Below are 22,116 nucleotides of genomic sequence, written 5' to 3'. Positions count from 1 at the left end.
GATGAGTGACGTGCTTTTAAAAGTTGAGGATTTAACTCGACGTTTTGTCTCTGGCGACGAGTCGCTTACTGTGTTGAACCACATTAATTTAGAGATAAAACGCGGTGAAATGGTCGCGATCGTGGGTGCATCAGGCTCTGGTAAATCGACGCTGATGAATGTGCTCGGCTGCTTGGATAAACCGTCCAGCGGTCGATACTTCATTAATGGGCAAGATGTCTCGACGTTGGAATCCGACCAACTGGCGGAACTGCGCCGTGAGTATTTTGGCTTTATATTCCAGCGTTACCATCTGCTGGGGGATTTAACCGCGGTGGCAAACGTGGAAGTACCTGCGGTTTACGCGGGAGTTCCTCATCGTCAAAGAACGGAGCGAGCGCAGTCACTATTGGCTCGCTTGGGGCTGGAAGATCGTTTGACTCACAAGCCCAGCCAACTGAGTGGTGGCCAGCAACAGCGCGTGAGTGTTGCTCGTGCACTGATGAACGGTGGTGAGGTGATTCTCGCCGATGAGCCCACTGGCGCATTAGACAGTCACAGTGGGCAAGAGATGATGGCACTGCTTAAAGAGTTGCATCAACTTGGGCATACGATCATCTTAGTGACTCATGATATGAACGTGGCGAACTTTGCGGATCGCATCATTGAAATCAAAGATGGTGAAATCATTGCAGATACGCCAAATGCACAAGTTGTAATCAATGAGCAAGCAGCAAAGACACCGAGCGCGTCTTTTCATCGCCCAGCGCAAGCCGCCAGTAAGTGGTGGAAGTGGGACAGTTTTATTGACGCGCTCAAAATGGCGCTGCTGGCGATGTCTAGCCACAGAATGCGCACGTTTTTGACCATGCTCGGCATCATTATTGGTATAGCTTCGGTGGTTTCCGTGGTGGCACTAGGTAATGGTTCACAACAGCAAATTTTGTCGAATATTTCATCCATGGGAACAAACACCATTGATGTCAGGCCGGGCAAAGGGTTTGGTGACCGCCGCTCCGGACGAGTGAAAACGCTAACCGCCGACGATGCTAAATCGTTGGAGAGTCTACCTTTTGTCGACAGTGTCACGCCGTCTTTATCCAACAGCTTAACCGTGCGTTACGCCAATCAGGATGCAACCGCGTCTGTGGAAGGGGTTGGGGAAGATTATTTCCGTGTGCGCGGTTATGAGATCGCCAAAGGTCAGTTTTGGGATGAAGACAGCGTGAATTCGCTCGCCCAAGAAGCAGTGATTGATGACAACACCAGAAAGGAAATGTTTGCGGATAGAAATCCGATTGGTGAAGTGATTTTTCTAGGTTCATTGCCAGTGCGTATTGTGGGTGTCACGCAGAAAAAAGAAGACGCGTTTGGCAACAGCGACGCGCTGAAAATTTGGGTGCCATACACCACCATGTCGGGACGAATGATGGGACAACGCTACCTCAACGGCATTACTGTACGGATTGATGAGAACGCCCCAAGCGCAGCGGTAGAACAGAGCATCATCAACTTGTTAAAAATGCGCCACGGTACAGAAGATTTCTTCACGATTAACACTGACACCATTCGTCAGAGCATCGAGAAAACCACCGCAACCATGACGTTACTGATCTCAGCGATTGCGGTGATCTCCCTAATTGTCGGCGGAATTGGCGTAATGAACATCATGTTGGTGTCGGTGACAGAGCGCACGAAAGAGATCGGTGTACGAATGGCTGTGGGTGCGCGGCAAGCGGATATTTTGCGTCAGTTTTTGATTGAAGCGGTACTAGTGTGTTTGTGTGGTGGCATTGCTGGTATTGGCTTGGCGTTTTTGATTGGTTTTGCATTCAGTACATCTGGCAGCAGCTTCCAAATGATTTACTCAATGAACTCGATCATCTGGGCGTTTATTTGCTCAACGTTGATTGGCATCGCTTTCGGCTTTTTACCCGCTCGCAATGCCGCCAAACTCGATCCGATAGAAGCGCTAGCGAGAGACTAAAAATGAGTAACACAATGAAATTCAAAACTCGATTGGTCGCGGCTGCCTTAAGTGCAGTGTGGTTGTCAGGTTGTGGGTCGCTTATGCGTAGCGACTATCAAGCTCCTGAGGTGCAAGTGCCTGCAAATTGGCAACAGATGCATGTTGCGGGTGATGTCAGTATGGATCCTTGGTGGTTGGCGTTTAACGACCCAACGCTTAATCAATACATTGCTCAGGTGTTGGCTCAAAACAACGATTTGACGCTGGCAACGCTAACGTTAAAGAAAGCGCGTTTACAGCTGGGTTTAACGCAAGATGACCTTTTCCCTACGTTGAGTTCTTCCACATCAGGACAAGTTCAAAAATCTCTTGATAGCGGGGAATCGGCAGATAGCTACAGCACTAACTTGTCCGTCAATTACGAGTTGGATTTGTGGGGAAAAATCTCGGCAGACGTTGACCAAGCCAAGTGGACGGCGATGGCAAGTCAACAAGATCGCGAGGCGACCGCACAAAGTTTGGTGGCAACGACGGCATCGTTATATTGGCAAATCGGCTATCTAAAACAGCGCTTAAACCTCAGTCAGCGTAATGTGGAAGACGCAGCTCAAACGCTACAATTGATTGAAAAACAGTACCAACTTGGCGCTGTGGATCAGTTAGATGTGCTTGAAGCCAAACGTACGTTGGCAAGCTTACAAGCGCAGCAAAGTGAGTTTGAACAGAGTTTACTTGAGGCAAACAACGCCTTTGCGATTTTGTTCAATCAACCGCCGAAGAGCATCAGTGCAAACATCCAAATGCTGCCTGAAGGCGATATGCCATCGTTGAGTGTTGGTGCTCCGTCTGATTTATTGATCCGCAGACCCGACATTAAAGCAGCGCTTTATGAAGTCAAAGCCGCGCTAGCAAATAAAGACGCAGCAGATTTAGACTACTTGCCCAAGCTGACGCTCACTGGGGCTTTGGGTGGATCGTCACAAGCGCTCAAAGACCTGCTTTCCAACCCTATCGGCAGTTTAGGTGCGGATATGACGTTGCCGTTTTTGCAGTGGAATGAGATGAAAAATAGCCAAGCCATTGCCGATTTAGACTATCAATCGGCTATTGTGAGTTATCGCCAAGTGTTGTACGCCGCATTCCAAGATGTCGAAAATGCCTTGTCAGCACGCGAGAAATTGAAGTATCAAGCGGCGCGTTTACAAGAGCAATATGATGCCGCAAGTGCCGCTGAGTCCATTTATGCTGCGCGGTATCAGTATGGCTCGACGTCGATCATGGACTATTTGAATGCACAAGAAGACACCAGAAACGCGCAAGCTTCTTTGTTGGAGAACCGTTACAACCAGTTTCTCACTCAGGTTACGCTTTACCAGTCTTTAGGAGGAACCGACGTTGCGCCGTTGTAATTAGGGGTCAGCGCACACTAGCGAAGCGCCATGCAACAAAGCCTTTTTTGAAGGTATTACTGGTCCCATGAATGGGACCAGTAATAAAAGCTTAAGTTACTTGGCGAACTTCTTGAAAGGTGCATCAACCGGGGTGTCAGCTAGGTGATTGGTGTAGTTACTCATCACTTTTTGCGCTAGACCAAGAACAATTTCAAGCAGTTGCTGCTGTCCGTAACCCGCCGCAAAGAATTTCTCTATCTGGGACTCTTCCACTACACCACGTTGGCGCACCATTTGAAGCGTTGTCTCTCGTAGTGTTTCAAGTTTTTCGTCTGCCAATGGAGTTTGGTTGACGAGAGCATCGACAATCTCCTGATCCACTTTCATTGACGCCGCGATCGCACTATGAGCAGGAACGCAGTAGTGACAACCATGCTCAACGTTGATGGTTTGCCATACGACGGTCAATTCTTCTGCGTTAAATGATGTTTGTTGAAATAGCTCATGCACAACTTGATAACCCTCAAGCAAGGTTGGCGCTTCAGCCATAACAGCATGAAGATTTGGTAGCATGCCAAACGCTTTGACTGAATTTTCAATCAGGTGCTTTGATCCTTCGGGTGCGTTTTCTGCGGTATACAGTTTAAATTCTGCCATGTTTAAATCTCCTGTAATTGGATATGAGCGGATTAGGCAAGAACAGGATAGTTGATTTTGAGCGGTCGCTCAATATAAAATTGAGCATATGTTCAAAATTGATAATTGCTCATGGCGAATACAAAGAAATTCCAACGTGATGAAGTGGTGAAAGCCGCCTCGGATCTATTCTGGAAGAAAGGTTTTCATGCAACATCTACACGTGATTTACAAGATAGCGTTAATCTGCGTCCTGGAAGTATTTATGCGACGTTTGGGTCAAAAGAGGGGCTATATTGTGAAGCGCTAAAAATGTATGTTGCGAACTTACAAGCCCTGTTTGAGTTGCATTTAGCTCAGAACACAACGGTTCTAGATGCAATAGAAGCTTTCGCGATTGATGTGGTTATCAATCAGCGAGACTCCAATCCCAGTGAAGTGTGCATGTTAGTCAAATCAGCAAGTGAATTTGCTGAGGATTTTAATGCGCTGCGCAATCAAACAAACAGCTTAGCAAACCAATTTGAATCTTTTCTTGCAAAGCTGTTTGAGCGAGCAATCGAGAATGGCGAAATTGAAGCCCAGGATACATTGCTTCTTGCTCAGTTGTTCCAGGTTCAGTTTACGGGTATACGAGCCTACTCATACCGTAGTGATGATGTAACCTTAAAGACGTTGATCTCTATTATGGTGGACAGCTTCCGCGGTAACGTATCAAAAACAGAAAGCTGAATGAGGCTGCTCAAAGTCAACGTCTCTAAATCAACGGCTTGAAGTAAGCGAGCTCAAATAAACCCGTTATCGGGGTTCGATATCGATAAAAAATGACCACGAAGCATCGTGGTCATTTTTATGCAGATTAACTTGCAATGAACAACAACGGCTTATTAAAAGCGAAACTCTTCTAAGTTATTGCTGCTTTCTAACATTTTTTCAGCCACATAACGATGCGTTGCTGTGGTTGGGTGAGTCACATCCCAGAACACGAACTTATCTGCGCCAGATGCTGCACATTCAGAACGTAATGAGTGAGTGTACATGTAGTCAACAGAGGATGAACGGTTGATGTCTAAGCAAGGGTCGCTTGCATTTACGAAACCGTGTTCTTCTGGTGCCGAGGTTAACTTCTCAAACAGTGCGTGTGTATCAAACAATGCGATGTTGTAGCCTTGGGCTTTGTAGTACATCGCTTGTGCTTTGATGAACTCGTTCATTTTCAATACTTTCGCACGAATCGTTTCAATTTCTTCCTGTGTTGAGTATTTGAACTGTGGTGCTTTGGTTGCATCAGGCAGTGTCATCAACATGAAGTTCTTCGCGCCAGCGTCTGTTAAACGAATCAGAGCTTCAGCGTAATCCGCTTTTACTTCCGGCACGCTACGGTTGTAGTTCATGAAATCATTTAAACCAAACTCTAACGTAAACAATGTGTTAGCAGGGTTGTAGTTCTTCGCCAGCTTTGTGTAGGTTAAGTAAGAAGAAACTTGTTCGCCGACACCAGTTAGCGCGATGTATTGGTTTTCACCTGCTGCGCCACCAACTGCCCAGTTGTATAGCGGTAAGTTTTTGGCTTTAGCAACGTATTCCGTCCAAACAAAACCGTTTGAGAAGTGACCCAAGAACCAGCTATTCGGGTTAGGGAAGCGCCATTGGGACGCGTTAAAGATGTTGCCTGTATCAGACAAGCTATCGCCTAAAGCCACTACCTTGTTGATTTGATCTGGTTGCATTGCAGCATCATTGCTCCAGATCGTGTGGTTATAAGAATAACGATTGTCGGCAGCAAAAAAGGTAATGTCTGCGTTCTCGTTCGCTAGATCTAGTGTTTCCTCACAACGCTGGCGAATTACGTTTTGTGAGGTATTGGTGTAGAACATGTTTTTAAATGAAACAGAGCTCCACCAATAACCATCGATAGTGAAGTCACTACCATCTTGGTTTTTTGCCCATTTCCAATCGGTAGCCGCATCGTCCTTAGAGTGGCTCGTACGATACCAGCATCGAACGTACGTATAAGTTTGATTTTCTTGCGCGCTAACCACTTCAGCCGCAGAAACCATTGCTGGTGATAAAGTTGGCTCCTCTGCAATGGCGGAGGCAAGCGGAAGTAATGCAGTTAATAGTGTGATTGTTTTTTTCATCATTCACTCTTCTTGTAATGGTTATTGTTCCGAATGCGTGAATACGCTCGGCTATAACAGTATTTAGATGAGAATTTTTCTCACTAAACCTTCTAATTCTGAGTAAATGCTCAAGACAGTCAACAACTAAATATTCAATATTTCAGTTTTGGCACCACGGTCAAAAAATCCATTCAGCATAGCAATCGATTAAATGGGTGATATTTAGAATAATTACTCACTAACATTAATTTAACATTCACTTTTTGTTAATTAAGTAATTGCTTTATAAGGTTTTGTTTATGATTTTTAATGTTAACTTAAAGTGTTTATTGAATGATCTTTTGTACAAATTTGTATATTCATGAAACAAATTGTTTGGCATTTTTGCTCTGTAAACTATAGCTGAAGCTCTCATGCAAACATCATGATGATGACTTTTCATGAGAATATAGTGAATAAAAATTAGCTCAAATAAGGAATAGGGCAAATGCACTACACAACAAGTAAAAAACAAGGCTTATTTTCGTTGTCTGCCGTAGCAATAGCACTGACCACTTCGATGTCAGCGTTTGCGGCTCCACCAATGGGATTTGATGAATCTAAGTTACCGACGAAGTACATCGTCAAATTCAAAGAAGATGCAGTCAGCCGTTCTTCAATGGGGGGTAACTCATTCTGGGGGCCACGAATCGCGCAGGAGTCTGTTCTAGAACAGGTGAAGGCACGTAAGGTGGAAAAACTGGGTAATCGCGCCATTTACAGCGTTGAATTGGATGGCGATGACTTAGAGCCGCTTCGCAACCGTAGTGATGTGGAATACGTGGAAGTCGATCCACCTCGCTATTTGCTCAGCGAAACGACCCCATGGGGATATGAAGCGGTTAATGCTCAACTGCTAGCTGACTTCAATGCGGGTAATCGCACTGTATGTATTATCGATTCAGGGTACGACATTTCGCACAACGACCTAAGCGGTAACCGCGTTGCTGGTACTAACGATAGTGGTACGGGATCATGGAGTGATCCGGGTAACAACAATGCCCACGGTACTCACGTCGCGGGTACGATTGCTGCGATTGCCAACACCGAAGGTGTAAAGGGTGTGATGCCAAACCAGAATGTGAATTTGCACATCGTGAAAGTATTTAACGAATCGGGTTGGGGTTACTCATCTGGGCTTGTTAAAGCAATCCAGACCTGTGCCGATAATGGTGCTAACGTTGTGAACATGAGCCTTGGTGGTAGTCAATCAAGCCGAACTGAGCAAAATGCACTGCAAAATATTTACGATCAAGGCGTTCTATTGATCGCAGCTGCGGGTAATGATGGCAATACAGCGCACAGCTATCCAGCTTCTTATGACTCAGTGATGTCTGTTGCGGCCGTTGATAATCAAAATGATCATGCAGCGTTCTCACAATCTACTAATCAAGTTGAGATCTCAGGCCCGGGTGTGGCGATCTTATCAACGGTTACGGTAGGTGAAGGTAAACTTTCTGATATTACCTTGAATGGTGTCAGTCAGTTTGATCGTGGGATTGTTCCTCACAATCGTTTGATCAATAACGGTTCTTCGTATGTTCCGGATCCAATCGCGGGTTCAGTAACGGCAACGCTAGATAGCTGTGATGTCTCTGGCGGTAACTTTAACTGTGGTGATATGTCGGGCAAAATTTGTTTGACTGAGCGTATCGGCAACCAGTCTTCAGGAAACTACCCTGAAGTAGATGCGGTTCAGGCTTGTTACAATGCGGGTGCGCGAGCTGCAATCGTGTACAGCAACTCTGAACTACCTGGTTTACAAAACCCTTTCTTGGTAGACACAAACAACGCTTATCGTATGGTTTCGGTAACGGTTGATCGTGCATTTGGTCAAGAGCTGTTGGGGTATGTTGGTCAGGAAATTACTGTTGCAACAACCTCTGGTGAAGATTACGAGTACTACAATGGTACATCAATGGCGACACCGCACGTAACGGGCGTAGCTGGCTTGGTGTGGAGTTACCACCCAACCTGTACCGCAGCGCAAGTACGTAATGCCCTAGTGAAAACTGCAACAGATATTGATGTTGCTGGTCGAGACAACCGTACTGGCCACGGCCTAGTTAATGCTGAAGCGGCGAAGCTGTTCTTGGACGCTGGCTGTAATGGACCTGATGGTGGTAGCTCTTCGGACTCTAGCTTCTCAAATACCAGCCCTGTTGCGATTCCAGATAATAAATCTTCTGGCGCAATCAGTGCAGTAGAAGTCGATCGCTCTGGTGATTCAGGCACAGTAAGTATTGACGTTGATATTAGCCACACTTACATCGGTGATCTACGAGTGACTTTAACGTCACCGACTGGTGGAGAAGTTGTACTTCACAATAATACTGGCGGCAGCGCTAACGATATAAAAAACACGTTCCAAGCGGATTTTTCTGGTTTTGAATCGCAAGGTACATGGGAACTAAAAGCGGTGGACAGTGCCAGAAGAGACACAGGCACCATCAACAGTTGGACTCTGACCTTTCAATAAGGAGTGGCTATGAAGAAGTTGACCTTACTTTCTTTGTCTGCGGTAGGCGCTACCGCACTATTGGCAATCGGACTGAGCTCAAGCAGCTTGGCAAACAATCAAGGATTTCCTCTCGTGGATGAACGCCAAGATCAAGCCGAGCAGCAACCTGCGCGTTACTTTGTTAAGTATCATGAAGGAAAAGAGAGCGAAGTGAGAGCGCTTCTTCGTCAGCACAACATTGAAGTGGTCGACGCTCTGGTGAAACAACACGTGTTGGTTGTGGTGGGTGAACAGGCGGAAGTCGATAAGCTCGCCGCTCACGATGCGGTCGAATACACTGAGCAAGAGCCGACAAGAAAGCTGCTATCTAACGGAAATACGCTTCAATAAGCCAAACCTCCTTAAGATAGTGCCAAAAAGAAAAACGCCCCTCACGTGAGGGGCGTTTGTTTTCTTTCTACGATTGTTTTGTATGATTATTTTTTATGACTGGTTTCTTCTAAAGCTAGTCGCTTGCTATGACTAGAGATTCTTTAGGATTGATGCCGATGAGCCTATTCCCGCATCAATCAAGTCAGTTATCAGCTAGTCATATTCAGACTAACTATTTAGCGAACAATCAGACCCAGTAGGATACCAACAGCGCCGAAGTCTGCATCACTGAAGGTCGTGTTAGCAAAGCCTAGGTCACCAAGTACTGGCATTAGGAATACTGGTAGGAAGGTAATCAGTAGACCTTGTGCAAAAGCACCCAAAATTGCACCGCGACGACCACCTGTAGCGTTACCAAATACACCTGCCGCTGCACCTACAAAGAAGTGTGGAACGACACCAGGGATAATCACAGTAAGCCCCATCACGTAAAGTAGGAACATGCCCAAAAGACCCGCAGCAAAGCTCGATAGGAAACCAACCAATACTGCGTTTGGTGCGTATGGGAATACAACCGGACAATCAAGCGCAGGTTTTGCGTTTGGTACTAGTTTGTCTGAGATACCTTTAAACGCTGGAACGATTTCTGCGATAACCATACGTACACCTTGAAGGATAACGTATACACCACCGGCGAATGTGATAGATTGCATCAGCGCGAACATGAACCAGTGCTTACCACCGCTGACTTCGCGTACAAAGTCGCCGCCAGCGAAGATACATGTCACCATAAAGATGATGCCCATGGTGAACGAGATTGCCACTGGCGTATCACGTAGGAACAACAAGCTCTTAGGTACGTTCATCTCTTCAGTAGAGTGTTCTTTGTTACCGAACTTGCTGCCAATAAAGCCCGCTAGTACGTAAGAAAGGGTAGAGAAGTGACCAATCGCAACGTCGTCAGAACCTGTAACTTGCTTCATGTACTTGTGAGCAATCGCAGGGAAGAACACCATCACAGAGCCCACAACTAGAGAGCCAAGCGCAATCAGTGGAACGCCTTTCATGCCGCTAGAAGCAAGGATTGCTGCTACCATCATCGACATAAATAGTGTGTGGTGACCCGTTAGGAAGATGAATTTCCATGGCGTGAAGCGAGCGATCAAGATGTTCACTAACATACCGAAGAACATGATCATCGCCATCTCTTTACCAAACGCTTCTTGCGCGATAGAGACGATAGCTTCGTTGTTTGGAACCACGCCAGTGATGCCGAACGCGTGTTGGAAAATCGTCGCAAAGTCACCCAGAGAAGTTACAACCAGACCCGCACCCGCACCAAGCACGATGAAACCAAGAATGGTTTTTACCGTGCCTTTAATGCACTCGGTGACCGGTTTTTTCTGGGCAATTAAGCCGATTAGGGCGATAAGACCTACCAGAACCGCCGGCTCTGATAGGACATCGTTCATTAAGAAACTGAAAAATTCCATAACGCCACCTTATAGAGCGCCAAGCTCTTGAAGTGCCACAGATAGACGCTCTTTCATTGCCACTTTGTCGACCATGTTATCAAGCGCAACGATGCGTGGTTCAACGCCCAGTGCGTTCAACTGCTCAACGATGTCGTTAGTACCGATGAAGATGTCACAATCCGTACCTTTTGCAGAACCTAGATCGATATGATCCACTTCTGCGTTTACATTCAATTCTTTCACGATGCCTTTGATGCTCATTTCCATCATTAGGCTAGTACCAAGACCGTGACCGCAAACAACCATAATTTTCATAATTCAGACCTTTTCTTTTTATAGGGGTGTATGCCCATTTTGAAGGGCACATCAGGAGTTAGTATTTTTCGATGATCGCGAGAACATCTTGTGTGTTTTGAGCGGTGCAGATGGCTTCTACATGCTCTTCATTCATAAACAACTCAGCCAGTTTAGAAATTGCATCCACGTGCGAGTTACTGTCTGTCGCGGCTAACGTAACCAGCATTTTCACAGGATCGTTACCTTCAGAATCGAAGTTCACGCCGTTTTGAATCACCGTGATGGCAAGAGACAAACGGTTAACGCCATCTTCAGGACGAGCGTGTGGCATGGCCATACCAGGACCTACCACGTAGTAAGGACCGAGCTCTTCGTGTGAGCGGTAAATAGCGTCCACGTAGCTTGGCTCAATCGCGCCATTTTCAATCAGTGCTTCACAGGATTTGCTCACCGCATCTTTCCAGTCAGTAGCATCAGAATGGATGCGAATCACATCAGAGGTAATCAGTTCACGTAGCATTGGATCTTTCCGGTTTGTTGTTTTGTTGATGGGTACTTTATCGATCAATTTGTCAGAAAAACCTGAGAATGATCACAAATGGTAGCGCTATCTGATAGCGCTATCATAATTTGTGATAGCGCTACCATTTTTATCAGCCATCCGAGTTTCATATGCTTGTGATCGACTTCTAATGCGCTAATATCAAAACCACTAAAACGCTGTGGTAAGATGTCGCGGCAGAAAATAGAGAACACTAAATAAGAACAATGAGCGAACCTCGCAAACGAAGAAGTACTGGCAATGTCACCTTGGCGGACGTCGCTAAAAAAGCCGGCGTAGGCACCATGACGGTGTCGCGAGCATTACGAACGCCCGAGCTAGTATCTGACAAGCTGAGAGAAAAGATTCAACAAGTGGTTGATGAGCTCGGCTATATCCCGAATAAAGCGGCAGGGGCTTTGGCGTCTGCTGAAAGTTACTCCATCGCTCTTATCATTCCTTCCCTGTTTGAAAAAGCGTGCGCGCTTTTCTTACCGAGCTTTCAACAAGCGTTGAACAAAGCGGGTTATCAGTTACTGCTTGGCTACAGCGACTACTCGGTAGAGCAAGAAGAGAAACTGCTTTCGACATTTCTTGAGAGCCGCCCAGCCGGAGTCGTGCTGTTTGGTAATGAACACAGCCAACGTACTAATCAGCTTTTGGAAGCCTCGAACACGCCAGTATTGGAAATTGCTGAGTTAAGTTCGAAAGCCAGTTACCTCAATATCGGTGTTGACCATTTTGAGGTGGGTAAAGCCTGTACCAAGCATGTGATTGAACAAGGCTTCAAGAACGTGGGCTTCATTGGTGCGCGTGGGGATCACTCCACTTTGCAACGTAAGCTACACGGCTGGCAAAGCGCGATGATTGAGAACTACCTTGCACCGGACCATTTCTTAACCACCCACGAAGCACCATCTTCACAATTAGGTGCAGAAGGGTTGGCAAAGCTATTGCTGCGCGATTCAAGTTTGAATGCTTTGGTATGTAGCCATGAAGAGATTGCGATTGGCGCGTTGTTTGAGTGTCATCGCCGCGTGCTGAAAGTCCCGACCGACATTGCGATTATCTGTTTGGAAGGTTCTTCCATGGGTGAGCACGCCTATCCAAGTTTGACCTGTGCGGAATTCGACTACGAACGCATGGGGACGAAAGCTGCAGACAAGTTACTGCAAGCCATTAAAGGTGAGCCTGTAGAGCATGCAACGGATATGGGCTTTAAGCTAAAACGCCGAGCGAGTACTGCGATCAACTAACCTCATTTGGTTAGAAGCTAATACGTGATACAAAAAACCCCTCGATGCTGAGAGGTTTTTTTATGCGTGAGAATAGTGACTGTCGACTAAGGACGCTCACCTGCCGCTAGGCGACGTTCGATATCTGCAACCACTTCTGGGAAGTCAGCAATGGTGTCGATTAGGTAATGCGGCGAGCTCTTTAGCAATTTTGCACGCGCTTTTTCACGAGCGGCATCAAGCGTTGCTTCGTCCGCGGCTTGGTATTCTTCAAAAGTTAGACCTGCTTCGTTACCAGAAAGCAGCAAACCAACGGTCCACATACCTGCGTTGTGACCTTCATCGATGCCCGGTGCGGCGTCATCCACTTTGATACACGCATTAACGTCGGTAACATTCAGCTCAATCACGTTTTTCAGTGCCATAAATGGTGCTGGGCGACCACCTTGCGACAGGTCATCCGTTGCTACTACGTAATCCGGTTTGTAGCCGTAATCCGCAGCCACAGGAATCAGCACATCCATCACTTCGCGGGGGTAACCAGAACAAGAACCGATCTTGATGCCTTTGTCTTTCAGACCGTTCACAACTTCAATCGCATTAAGGATTGGGTCTGCATGGTCCGCCACTTTTGCTTTTTGCAGAGGCATAAATGCTGCGTAGATAGCATCGATGTCTTCGCTGGTCATTGAGCGACCAAACTTCTCATTCCAACGTTTATCAACTGCAGGGATACGACCCACAGCTTGGATGTGCTCCCACTTACCAAGCCCCATTGGTTCGCGCGCTTCCTCAAGATCGATATCGAAATCAAAACCTTGTTTGAACGCTTCCACAAAGATACTGGTCGGTGCAAAAGAGCCGAAATCGACGATAGTGCCAGCCCAGTCAAAGATCACTGCTTGAATTGGTGAGTTGCTCATGTTCAATCCTTTTTCTTGCTTGCCAGAGCGCTGCCTACACATTGGAACCGCGCTCTGGATAAATTGGTTTTTGTTGAGGTCAGTCGACCCTAAAAGTAGTTAAAGTCTTTGCACACTTTGGCGATGGCTTCTTCGAAAATTGCCAACGCTTCTGTCAGTTGTTCGCGAGTGATGATCAGCGGTGGGCTGAGTTGAATCACGTTACTTTGCGATACCTTGAAGCTCACGCCATTGTTGAGGCATTGGTACAACACAGCTTCCGCTTCGTCATACGCGCGTGCTTTGCTCTCGTGGTCGGTGACCAGTTCAATGCCCCACAACATGCCGATGCCACGAACATCGCCAATCACAGGGTACTTGGCTTTCATCTCTAGCAGCTTTTCACGCATGAACTGGCTGTCGGCTTTGGCTTTATCTAGTAAGCCGTCTTGTTCAATGGCTTCCATGGTTGCTAGTGCTGCAGCACAACCGATAGGGCTTTTCTCATGAGTGTAATGACCCATGGAGATTTGCTCAGCAGTGTTGTATTTGTCTTTGGTTACCATGGCTGCGATAGGCACTAAGCCTCCGCCCAAGCCTTTACCGATACAGAGCATATCTGGCTCGATGTCGTAGGCTTGGTAGGTAAACCATTCACCGCTGCGACCCATGCCGTTAGGGATGTCGTCGATGATCAGCATGACATTGTGTTTGTCACAGATTTCGCGGATGCGTTTCCAGTAGGCTTTACTTGGCACTTGAACATCGGTGTTGCGAACCGCTTCTGCGATAAACGCACCCACGCCGCCTTCTTTCTCAATCACGTATTCAAGGTAGTCGGCGTAATGCACGTCGCTGCCGTCCACGACCGGGAAAGCGCCACGGTAAGACACCGCTGGTGGAATGCGCTCAACGCCTGCCATTAATGGTCCCATGCCTTGGCGGAAACACGCTTCGCCACCTACTGAGATGGCATCCAATGATGCGCCGTGGAAGGAATCCCACAACGACACCACCTTGTAGTTACCCGTGATGTGACGCGCTAGTTTAAGTGCCATGCCAACCGCAGATGTGCCTCCCGGCGCAAACAGCACGCGGTTCAATTCACCGCCACAGATTTGGGTGAGTTTTTCAGCACATTCAATCGCGGTCTCGTTGGTAAAACGACGTGGTGAAAACGGCAGTTTGGCAATTTGTTCTTGCACGCGTTTAATCACATGCGGATGACCATAGCCCAGCTGATGGACGTTATTGCCATGGAAGTCCATGTACTTTTTGCCGGTAGCATCTTGGATGTAGATGCCTTCTGCCGCTTCCAAGGTATCTAAGCAAGGCGTTGACATGGCTTGATGAAGAAAGACCTCCGAATCACGCTTCAGCAATGCTTGCGTGCGTTTGTCGTCCATCGATGCATTCCAAGCTTGGCGTGCCGGTGTTGTGTTGACATCACCTTCGCTGCGGAAATGAGTCGGTTTGATATTCTGAGTCATAACGCTCTCTCAATCAGAAGGCTGCTTTACGCAACTTGCCAGTACATTGCTTTTTCAATCGCACCGATTAAGCGCTCGATATCTGCTGGGTAAACTTCACCAATGTTGCCGATACGGAAGCAATCTGCGTTCGATACCTTACCCGGATAAATCACAAAACCTTGCTCTTTTAAACGTGTGTAGAACGCTTTGAACTGGTAATCACTGTGCGTCGGAGAGTAGAAAGAAGTGATGATTGGCGAGTGAAGGTCATCACTCAGTAGTGGCTCAAACCCCAAAGAGCGCATACCTGCAACCAGTGTTTTCTGGTTAGTTTGGTAGCGGTTATGACGAGCCTCAATGCCGCCTTCTTGTTCCAGCTCTAACAATGCTTGATAGAAAGCGCGAACCGTGTGCGTTGGAGACGTAAAACGCCATTTACCGTGGTTCACTTCCATGCAGTGCCACTGGTCGTAAAGATCAAGGCTCAAAGAACGTGCCTGACCTTGGCACTTTTCGAGCTCTGTTTGTTTCGCAATCACAAAGCCAAAGCCCGGCACGCCTTGAATACATTTGTTTGCAGAGCTGATCATAAAATCGACGCCTAGCTCAGCGATATCGATAGGAATGCCACCAAAGCTCGACATGGCATCGAGAATCACCACTTTACCGTGTGCTTTTGCCGCAGAAGCAAATGCCTCAATTGGGTTAAGCATGCCAGTGGTTGTCTCGCAGTGAACAATCGCCACGTGTGTGATAGCAGGATCCGATGCCAATGCAGTTTCCACCTCGTTCAAGTGTGGCTGTGATGTTTCGCCTGGGGAAACTACATGGCATGGAATATTTAGGTAATCAGCGATCTGAGCGATACGTGCACCGTAAGCGCCGTTGTCGACAACCAACAATTTTCCATCTTTGCCAATGGCGCTGCCAATCGTCGCTTCTACTGATGCGGTGCCACTACCTTGCATTAGTACGCTGGTGTAGCCGTCTTGCTCCGTCGCCAGTTTTACAAGCTTAGTGCGGATCACTTCTACAATGTCTTTGTTGTATTCATCATCCCAAGTACACCAGTCTTTCAGCATGGCTTCGCGTACTGTTTCAGAAGTAGATAGAGGACCTGGAGTCAGTAGTAGGTATTCGTTTTTCATCTCGATTTCCATCAGAATAAGCCAATTGGTCTACACCAAATTTCGAGTTCACTCTAGCGAGGAAGAAAAGGGCAGTAAATAGGCGAATCTTCAATTTCACAAAACTTTAATATCCAGAAAATGGCGGATCAATTGAACGATTATTCATCGATAATTTTCGTAAAACTGCCATTTAATGGTCATGAATTCGTCACAAAGGCTCAGTAGGGTGTATATCGTCAACTGGTACAGACCAAATGAAAACTTAGCCAAATTAACTGGAGAAAATGATGAAAAACCGTTTGATGAAAGGATCGCTGGCTGCACTTGTCTCTCTGCTAGCTACGAATGCAATGGCAGCACAGGAAGTCACGGTTTACACCGCTTTCGAAACTGACATTCTTGCTAAATACAAGTCTGCGTTTGAGAAAGATAACCCAGATATCAAGATTAAGTGGGTTCGCGATTCCACCGGTATCATGACGGCGAAATTGCTGGCCGAAAAGAACAACCCTCAAGCGGAAGTGGTTTGGGGTCTTGCTGGCTCGTCAATGGCACTGCTTAAAGATGAAGGTCTTCTTAAGCCTTACACACCAAAAGGTTTGGAAGAGCTGCACGCGAACCTAAACGACCCTCAATCAAACCAAGCTTGGTTTGGTAACGATGCGTTCTTTAACGCAGTTTGTTTCAACGAAGCGGTAGCGAAACAACTTAACCTACCGAAACCAACGTCTTGGGAAGACCTAACGAAGCCGGTTTACAAAGGTCACATTGCAATGCCGAACCCAGCGTCTTCAGGCACTGGCTACATGCAGGTTTCTGCTTGGCTACAAAACATGGGTGAAGATCAGGCATGGAACTACATGCGTGACTTAGACAAGAATATTGCACACTACACGCACTCGGGTTCTAAGCCATGTGTTCAAGCAGGTATGGGTGAAGTGGCTATCGGTATTTCGATGGCAAGCCGCGGCGCGAAGCTGAAAACACAAGGCGCACCACTAGCGGTTATCACACCAAAAGGTATCGGCTGGGAATCAGAAGCTGTTGGTCTAGTAAAAGAATCGGATGCAGCGAAACGTGTTGTCGACTGGTCAATCTCTAAAGCTGCAAACGAGCTTTACGTAGAAATGTACCCAGTGGTTGCACATAAAGAAGTGAAAGCGACCGTGTCTAACTTCCCGAACGTTCAAGAGAACATGGCGAAGATGGACTTCGCCCAAATGGGCAGCAAGCGTGCAGAGATCCTAGCGGCATGGTCTGAGAAGTTCGACGCGAAATCAGAGCCAAAGTCTTAATTGAATTTGCTCTAACTTGAATGCTGAAATCCACCTCGGTTGAGGTGGATTTTTTGTTTTCTCTGTTATTTCAGAGTTTGCTGCAAGTAGATTCCTAGTCTCACCTAGGTTCGCTGGAATGACGGACTTAAGAAAGTCGGGAATCTCTAATTACCACTCTCATCTCCCTTCATCTATTTGTCATCTTCTGGCTATAAATTTGTCATTGGAACGTAACACTACAAAACTAAAGTTGGTATATACCATTTGGAGCATGTGTTATGTCAACTAACCAACATTACCTAAATATCGAAAATGTAGTGAAGCAATTCGGACAGTTCACTGCATTAAAGAAAATCTCGCTAGCGATTGAAAAGGGCGAGTTCGTTTGTTTTCTTGGTCCTTCTGGCTGCGGTAAAACCACTCTGCTACGTGCCATTGCAGGTTTAGACTTGCCAACGTCTGGTGCGATTTTTCAAAACGGTCAAGAGACCACATTCCTACCACCAGAGAAGCGCGATTTCGGCATCGTATTCCAATCTTACGCGCTGTTTCCGAACCTAACTGTGCAAGAGAACATTGCGGTGGGTTTGAAGAACCAAGGCATGTCGACCAAAGAAGCGTTAGAGAAGGTGGATTATTGGTTAGAAACCATTGGTCTTCCAACCTCTGGTGAGAAATTCCCTAACCAACTTTCCGGTGGTCAGCAGCAGCGTGTCGCTTTGGCTCGTGCATTGGCGTTGTCTCCGGGTCTACTGTTACTTGATGAGCCGCTGTCGGCGCTGGATGCAAAAGTACGTGTTCACTTGCGTGACGAGATTTGTAAGTTGCAACGCAAACTCGGCATCACCACCATCATGGTTACGCACGATCAGGACGAAGCGCTGTCGATGGCGGATCGTATCGTGGTAATGAACCATGGTGTGATTGAGCAAGTCGGCACACCTCAAGAGATCTACCAACAACCAGCGACGCGCTTTGTTGCTGAGTTTGTCGGCAGCATGAACTTTATTGAAACCTCAGTCGCAACGGACTCCCAAGTACGCATTGCCGAAACCTTGATGCCAGCGCCAAGCTTGACCAATCGTAAGATCCAACGTGGTGACCGCTTCGACCTTGCAGTGCGTCCTGAAAGCATCAAGTTCGTTGAAAACTACACCAATTCTTTACCTGTGCGAGTTAAGGCAACCGAGTTTCTAGGGGCGTTTTTCCGCATTGATTGCGTATTGCAAAACGACAGCTCAACGAAAACCGTCGTAGTGGATGTGCCTGTGGAAACGGTTCAAAAACTCAATATCAAAGCGGGCGATGTACGTTACATCCAGTTTGCTGAAGAAGGGCTGCATGGTTACGCCGTGCCCTCGGTTGATAAAGCGCTAGCAGCGTAGGTGTAAACATGGATGCGAAGACAATGACGATGAATAGCCTAACCACGCAAGACAAAGCAAAATCCCTACTCGGACGTGTTAGCCGCGACAACCTTGTGTTGTTCGGTTTGCTCGCTGGTTTGTCGACCATGATGGTGCTGTTCATCTTAATGCCGCTTTGGGCAATGTTGACCAAGAGTGTGCAAAATGCCAATGGCGAATTTGTCGGTCTGGTAAACTTTGCGACATACTTTTCCTCTTCAAGCTTGTGGGTGTCAGTGGGAAACACCTTCACTTTGGGCGTGATAGTGACCTCGGTAGTGGGTGTGCTTGCGTTCGGTTATGCCTACGCGCTGACTCGTTCATGCATGCCGTTTAAAGTTTTGTTTCAAATCCTAGGTACCGCGCCGATCCTCGCGCCTTCGTTACTGCCAGCGATCAGTTTGATCTTCCTTTTCGGTAATCAAGGCATTGCCAAAGAGATGCTGTTAGGAAACTCGATTTACGGCGTGATTGGTATCTCGATGGGTTTGATTTTCTGGACCTTCCCTCATGCATTGATGATTTTGACCACTTCGCTGCGCACTTCTGATGCCCGTTTGTATGAAGCAGCCCGCGCACTTAAAACTTCACCAATCAAAACCTTCTTTATGGTGACGTTACCTGCGGCGAAATACGGTTTGATCAGTACGCTTATTGTGATTTTTACATTGGTTATCACGGACTTTGGTGTGCCGAAAGTGATTGGGGGAAGCTACAACGTTTTGGCGACTGACATCTTCAAACAAGTGGTGGGCCAGCAAAACTTTGCCATGGGTGCAGTGACCAGCATCATGCTGTTATTTCCTGCGGTAATGGCGTTTGGTGCGGATCGTTGGGTGCAGAAAAAACAAAAGAGCTTGTTTGATACTCGCTCTGTACCTTATCAACCAGAACCTAACAAAACGCGTGATGGCTTTTGCTTCGTATACTGTTCACTGATTTCTGTCGCAGTACTGGTAGTGTTAGGCATGGCAGTTTACGGCTCTCTAGTGACATTTTGGCCTTGGAACAAAGCGCTGACGCTGAACAATTACAACTTTGCTGAAATGAGCACTTACGGTTGGAGCCCATTCTTCAACTCGTTAACGCTGGCAGGTTGGACTGCGCTGATTGGTACCGCTGTGATTTTTGTCGGTGCCTACTGTATTGAAAAAGGTCGTGCGTTTGGGCCAGTTCGTCAGGCGATGCAAATGCTGAGCGTGGTGCCAATGGCGGTGCCGGGCATGGTTTTGGGTTTAGGATACATCTTTTACTTCAATGATATGAACAACCCATTGAATGTGCTTTACGGTACGATGGCGTTTCTGGTGATTAACACCGTAGTGCATTACTACACAGTGGGTCACATGACCGCCCTGACAGCGCTAAAGCAGTTGCCATCGGAGATTGAAGCCACAGCAGCATCGGTGAAGCTTCCTCAATACAAGTTGTTCTTTAAAGTGACATTACCTGTATGTTTACCTGCGATTTTGGACATTGCGACTTACTTGTTTGTTAATGCATTGACCACCACTTCTGCGGTAGTATTCCTTTACTCAACTGATACGATTCCGGCTTCGGTCTCGATTCTGAATATGGACGATGCAGGCCAAACGGGCGCAGCTGCTGCGATGGCCGTGATGATCATGATTGCAGCCGCGATTGCGAAGATCGTGCAGATGACGTTGGGGAAGTGGTTAGAAAGTCGCACTCAGGCTTGGCGTAAAAGATAAGGACACCTCGTGCAGTACGTAAAAATTAAAGATTCGATTGTTGAACAGATTGAAGCGGGCATGCTATCACCGCGTCAGAAATTGCCTGCGGAGCGCAAGTTGGCGGAGTCGTTCGACACAACCCGAGTTACGTTGCGCGAAGCGTTGTCGTTATTGGAAGCCGAAGGGAGAATTTATCGTGAAGATCGCAGAGGCTGGTTTATTTCACCTGAGCCACTACGCTACGACCCTACTCAAACACTTAATTTTCCGAACATGGCGAAAGCGCAAAATCGTGTGCCAAAAACGGAGTTGGTCGCAGCAAAAGGAACCTTGGCAAACAAACAAGCCGCGCGCTTGCTGGACTTGCAGCCTTTCTCGGACGTGTATCGAGTCGACCGTGTGCGATACCTTGAAGATAGACCTGTGGTATTCGTAACAAACTACATTCGCCCAGAGCTGTTTCCGAACCTGCTGGACTACGATTTATCAAATTCACTGACGGACATTTACCGCGATCATTATGGCGTGACGTATCAAAAGATTCGCTACCGCATTTCAACCAGTACTTTGTTGGGTGAAATGGCTCAGGCATTGCGTGCGACAGCCGGTACGCCAGCGATGGTAGTGGAGCGCATCAACTACAACCAGCATGGTGAGTTGATTGATTGCGATATCGAGTATTGGCGACACGATGCCATCAGCATTGAATCTCTGGCGGAACTCAATCGTTAAGTGGATTTTCTCATTATCTAAGGCTCCATCTCGGGGCCTTTATTTTATTCAGACAGGAACATTGAAATGGATTTGTTGGCGATTGGTCTCGTCGTTTTTTCTGCTGTTCTCCATGCGGGTTGGAATATCCTTGGTAAAAGCAACTCAGGCTCTGGACTCGCGTTTACTATGGCCGCCAGCTTTTCTGCATGTTTCATTCTTACCCCTTATTTGATTTGGTATTTGGCAACCATTGGCTGGACATCATTACCGAGTGAGTTTTGGGGGTTGCTGTTCATTAGCGGCATTTCACAAATGGTTTATCTGGTTGGTTTGATTGTCGCTTATAAGCATGCTGACGTGGGTGTGGTTTATCCCATTGCTCGGGCACTGCCAGTGATGATGGTCGGCGCAATCAGTGTGGCATTGGGACATGAATTATCCAGTCAGCAGTGGCTTGGGTTCTTGCTGATTACCCTTGGTTGTATGCTGGTGCCACTGACGAATTTTCGTCAAATGACATTGGGCTCCTATTTGAACGTCGGTGTGTTCTGGGCATTAATTGCCGCAATAGGCACAACGGGTTACTCGGTGGTCGATAAAGAAGCGCTGAGTTTACTTACAGGGCAAGCATCAGAGATCTTGAATGATCAGTACAGTGCGATCTTTTACTTAGGCGTGCAGTTTTGGGCAATTGGTATTCCTGCCCTTGTGTGGTGCTTGGCTACAGGCAAGCCAGATGAGATTAAGACAGCGTGGCAGATCCGCAAAACAGCCAGCATGGCAGGGGTAATGATGGCATCCACCTACGGCTTGGTGCTGTTTGCGATGACCATGACAGACAACGTGAGTTTGGTGGTGGCACTAAGGCAAATCAGCATTGTGTTTGGGTTGTTTATGGGGATTTGGTTTCTGTCTGAGAAATGGTATCTCACCCGAGGGCTTGGCGTTACTTCGATCGTGGCGGGGATCATTCTCGCGCTTACGTATTGACCTATATTCACGA

19 protein-coding genes are annotated in these 22,116 nt (G+C 47.1%); 11 read left to right on the top strand and 8 right to left on the bottom strand.

From position 1 onward, the window contains the following. Position 1 precedes the first annotated feature (1 nt). Positions 2-1,966 (top strand): MacB family efflux pump subunit, encoded by a 1,965-nt coding sequence (locus J4N43_RS22840; RefSeq protein ID WP_054576181.1) that lies wholly within the window; start codon positions 2-4, stop codon positions 1,964-1,966. A 14-nt stretch (positions 1,967-1,980) separates the two neighbouring features. Continuing rightward, a complete protein-coding gene (locus J4N43_RS22835; protein WP_081107498.1) occupies positions 1,981-3,357 on the top strand; it encodes an efflux transporter outer membrane subunit in 1,377 nt (458 codons plus the stop codon). Positions 3,358-3,453: 96 nt separating this feature from the next. On the opposite strand, the gene J4N43_RS22830 is transcribed toward J4N43_RS22835, so the two are convergent. Continuing rightward, complete coding sequence (locus J4N43_RS22830; RefSeq protein WP_005374097.1) at positions 3,454-3,996, bottom strand: carboxymuconolactone decarboxylase family protein; 543 nt, start codon at positions 3,994-3,996, stop codon at positions 3,454-3,456. Between the two features lie 111 nt (positions 3,997-4,107). Here J4N43_RS22830 and J4N43_RS22825 point away from each other — a divergent pair, with 111 nt between their 5' ends. Beyond that, complete coding sequence (locus J4N43_RS22825; protein ID WP_054728629.1) at positions 4,108-4,707, top strand: TetR/AcrR family transcriptional regulator; 600 nt, start codon at positions 4,108-4,110, stop codon at positions 4,705-4,707. 155 nt (positions 4,708-4,862) lie between these two features. Here J4N43_RS22825 and J4N43_RS22820 read toward each other — a convergent pair whose 3' ends face one another. After that, complete coding sequence (locus tag J4N43_RS22820) at positions 4,863-6,119, bottom strand: type 2 secretion system lipase (RefSeq protein WP_017819748.1); 1,257 nt, start codon at positions 6,117-6,119, stop codon at positions 4,863-4,865. Between the two features lie 466 nt (positions 6,120-6,585). Between J4N43_RS22820 and J4N43_RS22815 the strand changes: the two genes are divergently transcribed. Together J4N43_RS22815 and J4N43_RS22810 are read left to right on the top strand one after the other, a co-directional pair. Beyond that, complete coding sequence (locus J4N43_RS22815) at positions 6,586-8,616, top strand: S8 family serine peptidase (RefSeq protein WP_025768035.1); 2,031 nt, start codon at positions 6,586-6,588, stop codon at positions 8,614-8,616. Positions 8,617-8,625: 9 nt separating this feature from the next. Further along, positions 8,626-8,988 carry an ATPase gene (locus tag J4N43_RS22810; RefSeq protein ID WP_158159452.1) on the top strand — a complete coding sequence of 121 codons (363 nt, stop codon included), beginning with the start codon at positions 8,626-8,628 and terminating at the stop codon, positions 8,986-8,988. A gap of 218 nt (positions 8,989-9,206) precedes the next feature. On the opposite strand, the gene ulaA is transcribed toward J4N43_RS22810, so the two are convergent. From ulaA to J4N43_RS22795, 3 genes are read right to left on the bottom strand one after another with little or no spacing between them, the layout of a single operon-like run. After that, complete coding sequence (gene ulaA, locus J4N43_RS22805) at positions 9,207-10,463, bottom strand: PTS ascorbate transporter subunit IIC (RefSeq protein ID WP_005384349.1); 1,257 nt, start codon at positions 10,461-10,463, stop codon at positions 9,207-9,209. A 9-nt stretch (positions 10,464-10,472) separates the two neighbouring features. Next, positions 10,473-10,760 (bottom strand): PTS sugar transporter subunit IIB, encoded by a 288-nt coding sequence (locus J4N43_RS22800; protein WP_005374080.1) that lies wholly within the window; start codon positions 10,758-10,760, stop codon positions 10,473-10,475. A gap of 58 nt (positions 10,761-10,818) precedes the next feature. Then, positions 10,819-11,262: a PTS sugar transporter subunit IIA gene (locus tag J4N43_RS22795; RefSeq protein WP_005384357.1), complete on the bottom strand. Its 444-nt coding sequence runs from the start codon at positions 11,260-11,262 to the stop codon at positions 10,819-10,821. Positions 11,263-11,510: 248 nt separating this feature from the next. On the opposite strand from J4N43_RS22795, the gene J4N43_RS22790 reads away from it, so the two are divergent. Next, positions 11,511-12,539 carry a LacI family DNA-binding transcriptional regulator gene (locus J4N43_RS22790; RefSeq protein ID WP_005442357.1) on the top strand — a complete coding sequence of 343 codons (1,029 nt, stop codon included), beginning with the start codon at positions 11,511-11,513 and terminating at the stop codon, positions 12,537-12,539. A gap of 86 nt (positions 12,540-12,625) precedes the next feature. Here the strand turns inward: J4N43_RS22790 and phnX are convergent, their stop codons facing one another. From phnX to phnW, 3 genes are all read right to left on the bottom strand, one after another. After that, positions 12,626-13,441, bottom strand: a complete 816-nt coding sequence (gene phnX, locus J4N43_RS22785) for a phosphonoacetaldehyde hydrolase (RefSeq protein WP_158159453.1) — start codon at positions 13,439-13,441, stop codon at positions 12,626-12,628. An 89-nt stretch (positions 13,442-13,530) separates the two neighbouring features. Further along, complete coding sequence (locus J4N43_RS22780; protein ID WP_158159454.1) at positions 13,531-14,910, bottom strand: aspartate aminotransferase family protein; 1,380 nt, start codon at positions 14,908-14,910, stop codon at positions 13,531-13,533. Between the two features lie 26 nt (positions 14,911-14,936). Beyond that, the gene (gene phnW, locus J4N43_RS22775; RefSeq protein ID WP_158159455.1) at positions 14,937-16,040 is read right to left on the bottom strand and encodes a 2-aminoethylphosphonate--pyruvate transaminase; all 1,104 of its coding nucleotides are present in this window, start codon (positions 16,038-16,040) and stop codon (positions 14,937-14,939) included. Between the two features lie 266 nt (positions 16,041-16,306). Between phnW and J4N43_RS22770 the strand changes: the two genes are divergently transcribed. The 5 genes from J4N43_RS22770 (at position 16,307) to J4N43_RS22750 (ending at position 22,103) form a co-directional block, all read left to right on the top strand. After that, complete coding sequence (locus J4N43_RS22770; RefSeq protein WP_005384363.1) at positions 16,307-17,317, top strand: putative 2-aminoethylphosphonate ABC transporter substrate-binding protein; 1,011 nt, start codon at positions 16,307-16,309, stop codon at positions 17,315-17,317. A 260-nt stretch (positions 17,318-17,577) separates the two neighbouring features. Beyond that, on the top strand, positions 17,578-18,684 hold the full coding sequence (locus tag J4N43_RS22765; RefSeq protein WP_158159456.1) for a putative 2-aminoethylphosphonate ABC transporter ATP-binding protein: 1,107 nt from the start codon (positions 17,578-17,580) through the stop codon (positions 18,682-18,684). 8 nt (positions 18,685-18,692) lie between these two features. Further along, the gene (locus J4N43_RS22760; protein WP_158159457.1) at positions 18,693-20,417 is read left to right on the top strand and encodes a putative 2-aminoethylphosphonate ABC transporter permease subunit; all 1,725 of its coding nucleotides are present in this window, start codon (positions 18,693-18,695) and stop codon (positions 20,415-20,417) included. 9 nt (positions 20,418-20,426) lie between these two features. Beyond that, positions 20,427-21,131, top strand: coding sequence for a phosphonate utilization transcriptional regulator PhnR (gene phnR / locus J4N43_RS22755; protein ID WP_005442366.1), 705 nt, complete (start codon positions 20,427-20,429; stop codon positions 21,129-21,131). Positions 21,132-21,197: 66 nt separating this feature from the next. Beyond that, positions 21,198-22,103 (top strand): EamA family transporter, encoded by a 906-nt coding sequence (locus J4N43_RS22750; protein WP_053349359.1) that lies wholly within the window; start codon positions 21,198-21,200, stop codon positions 22,101-22,103. The last annotated feature ends 13 nt before the right edge of the window (positions 22,104-22,116 follow it).

The organism is Vibrio sp. SCSIO 43009 (assembly GCF_023716525.1).
Classification (GTDB): Bacteria; Pseudomonadota; Gammaproteobacteria; order Enterobacterales; family Vibrionaceae; genus Vibrio; species Vibrio alginolyticus.
The sequence above is the reverse complement of the archived record's forward strand: the minus strand, read 5'-3'. Positions and strand labels throughout refer to the sequence as shown.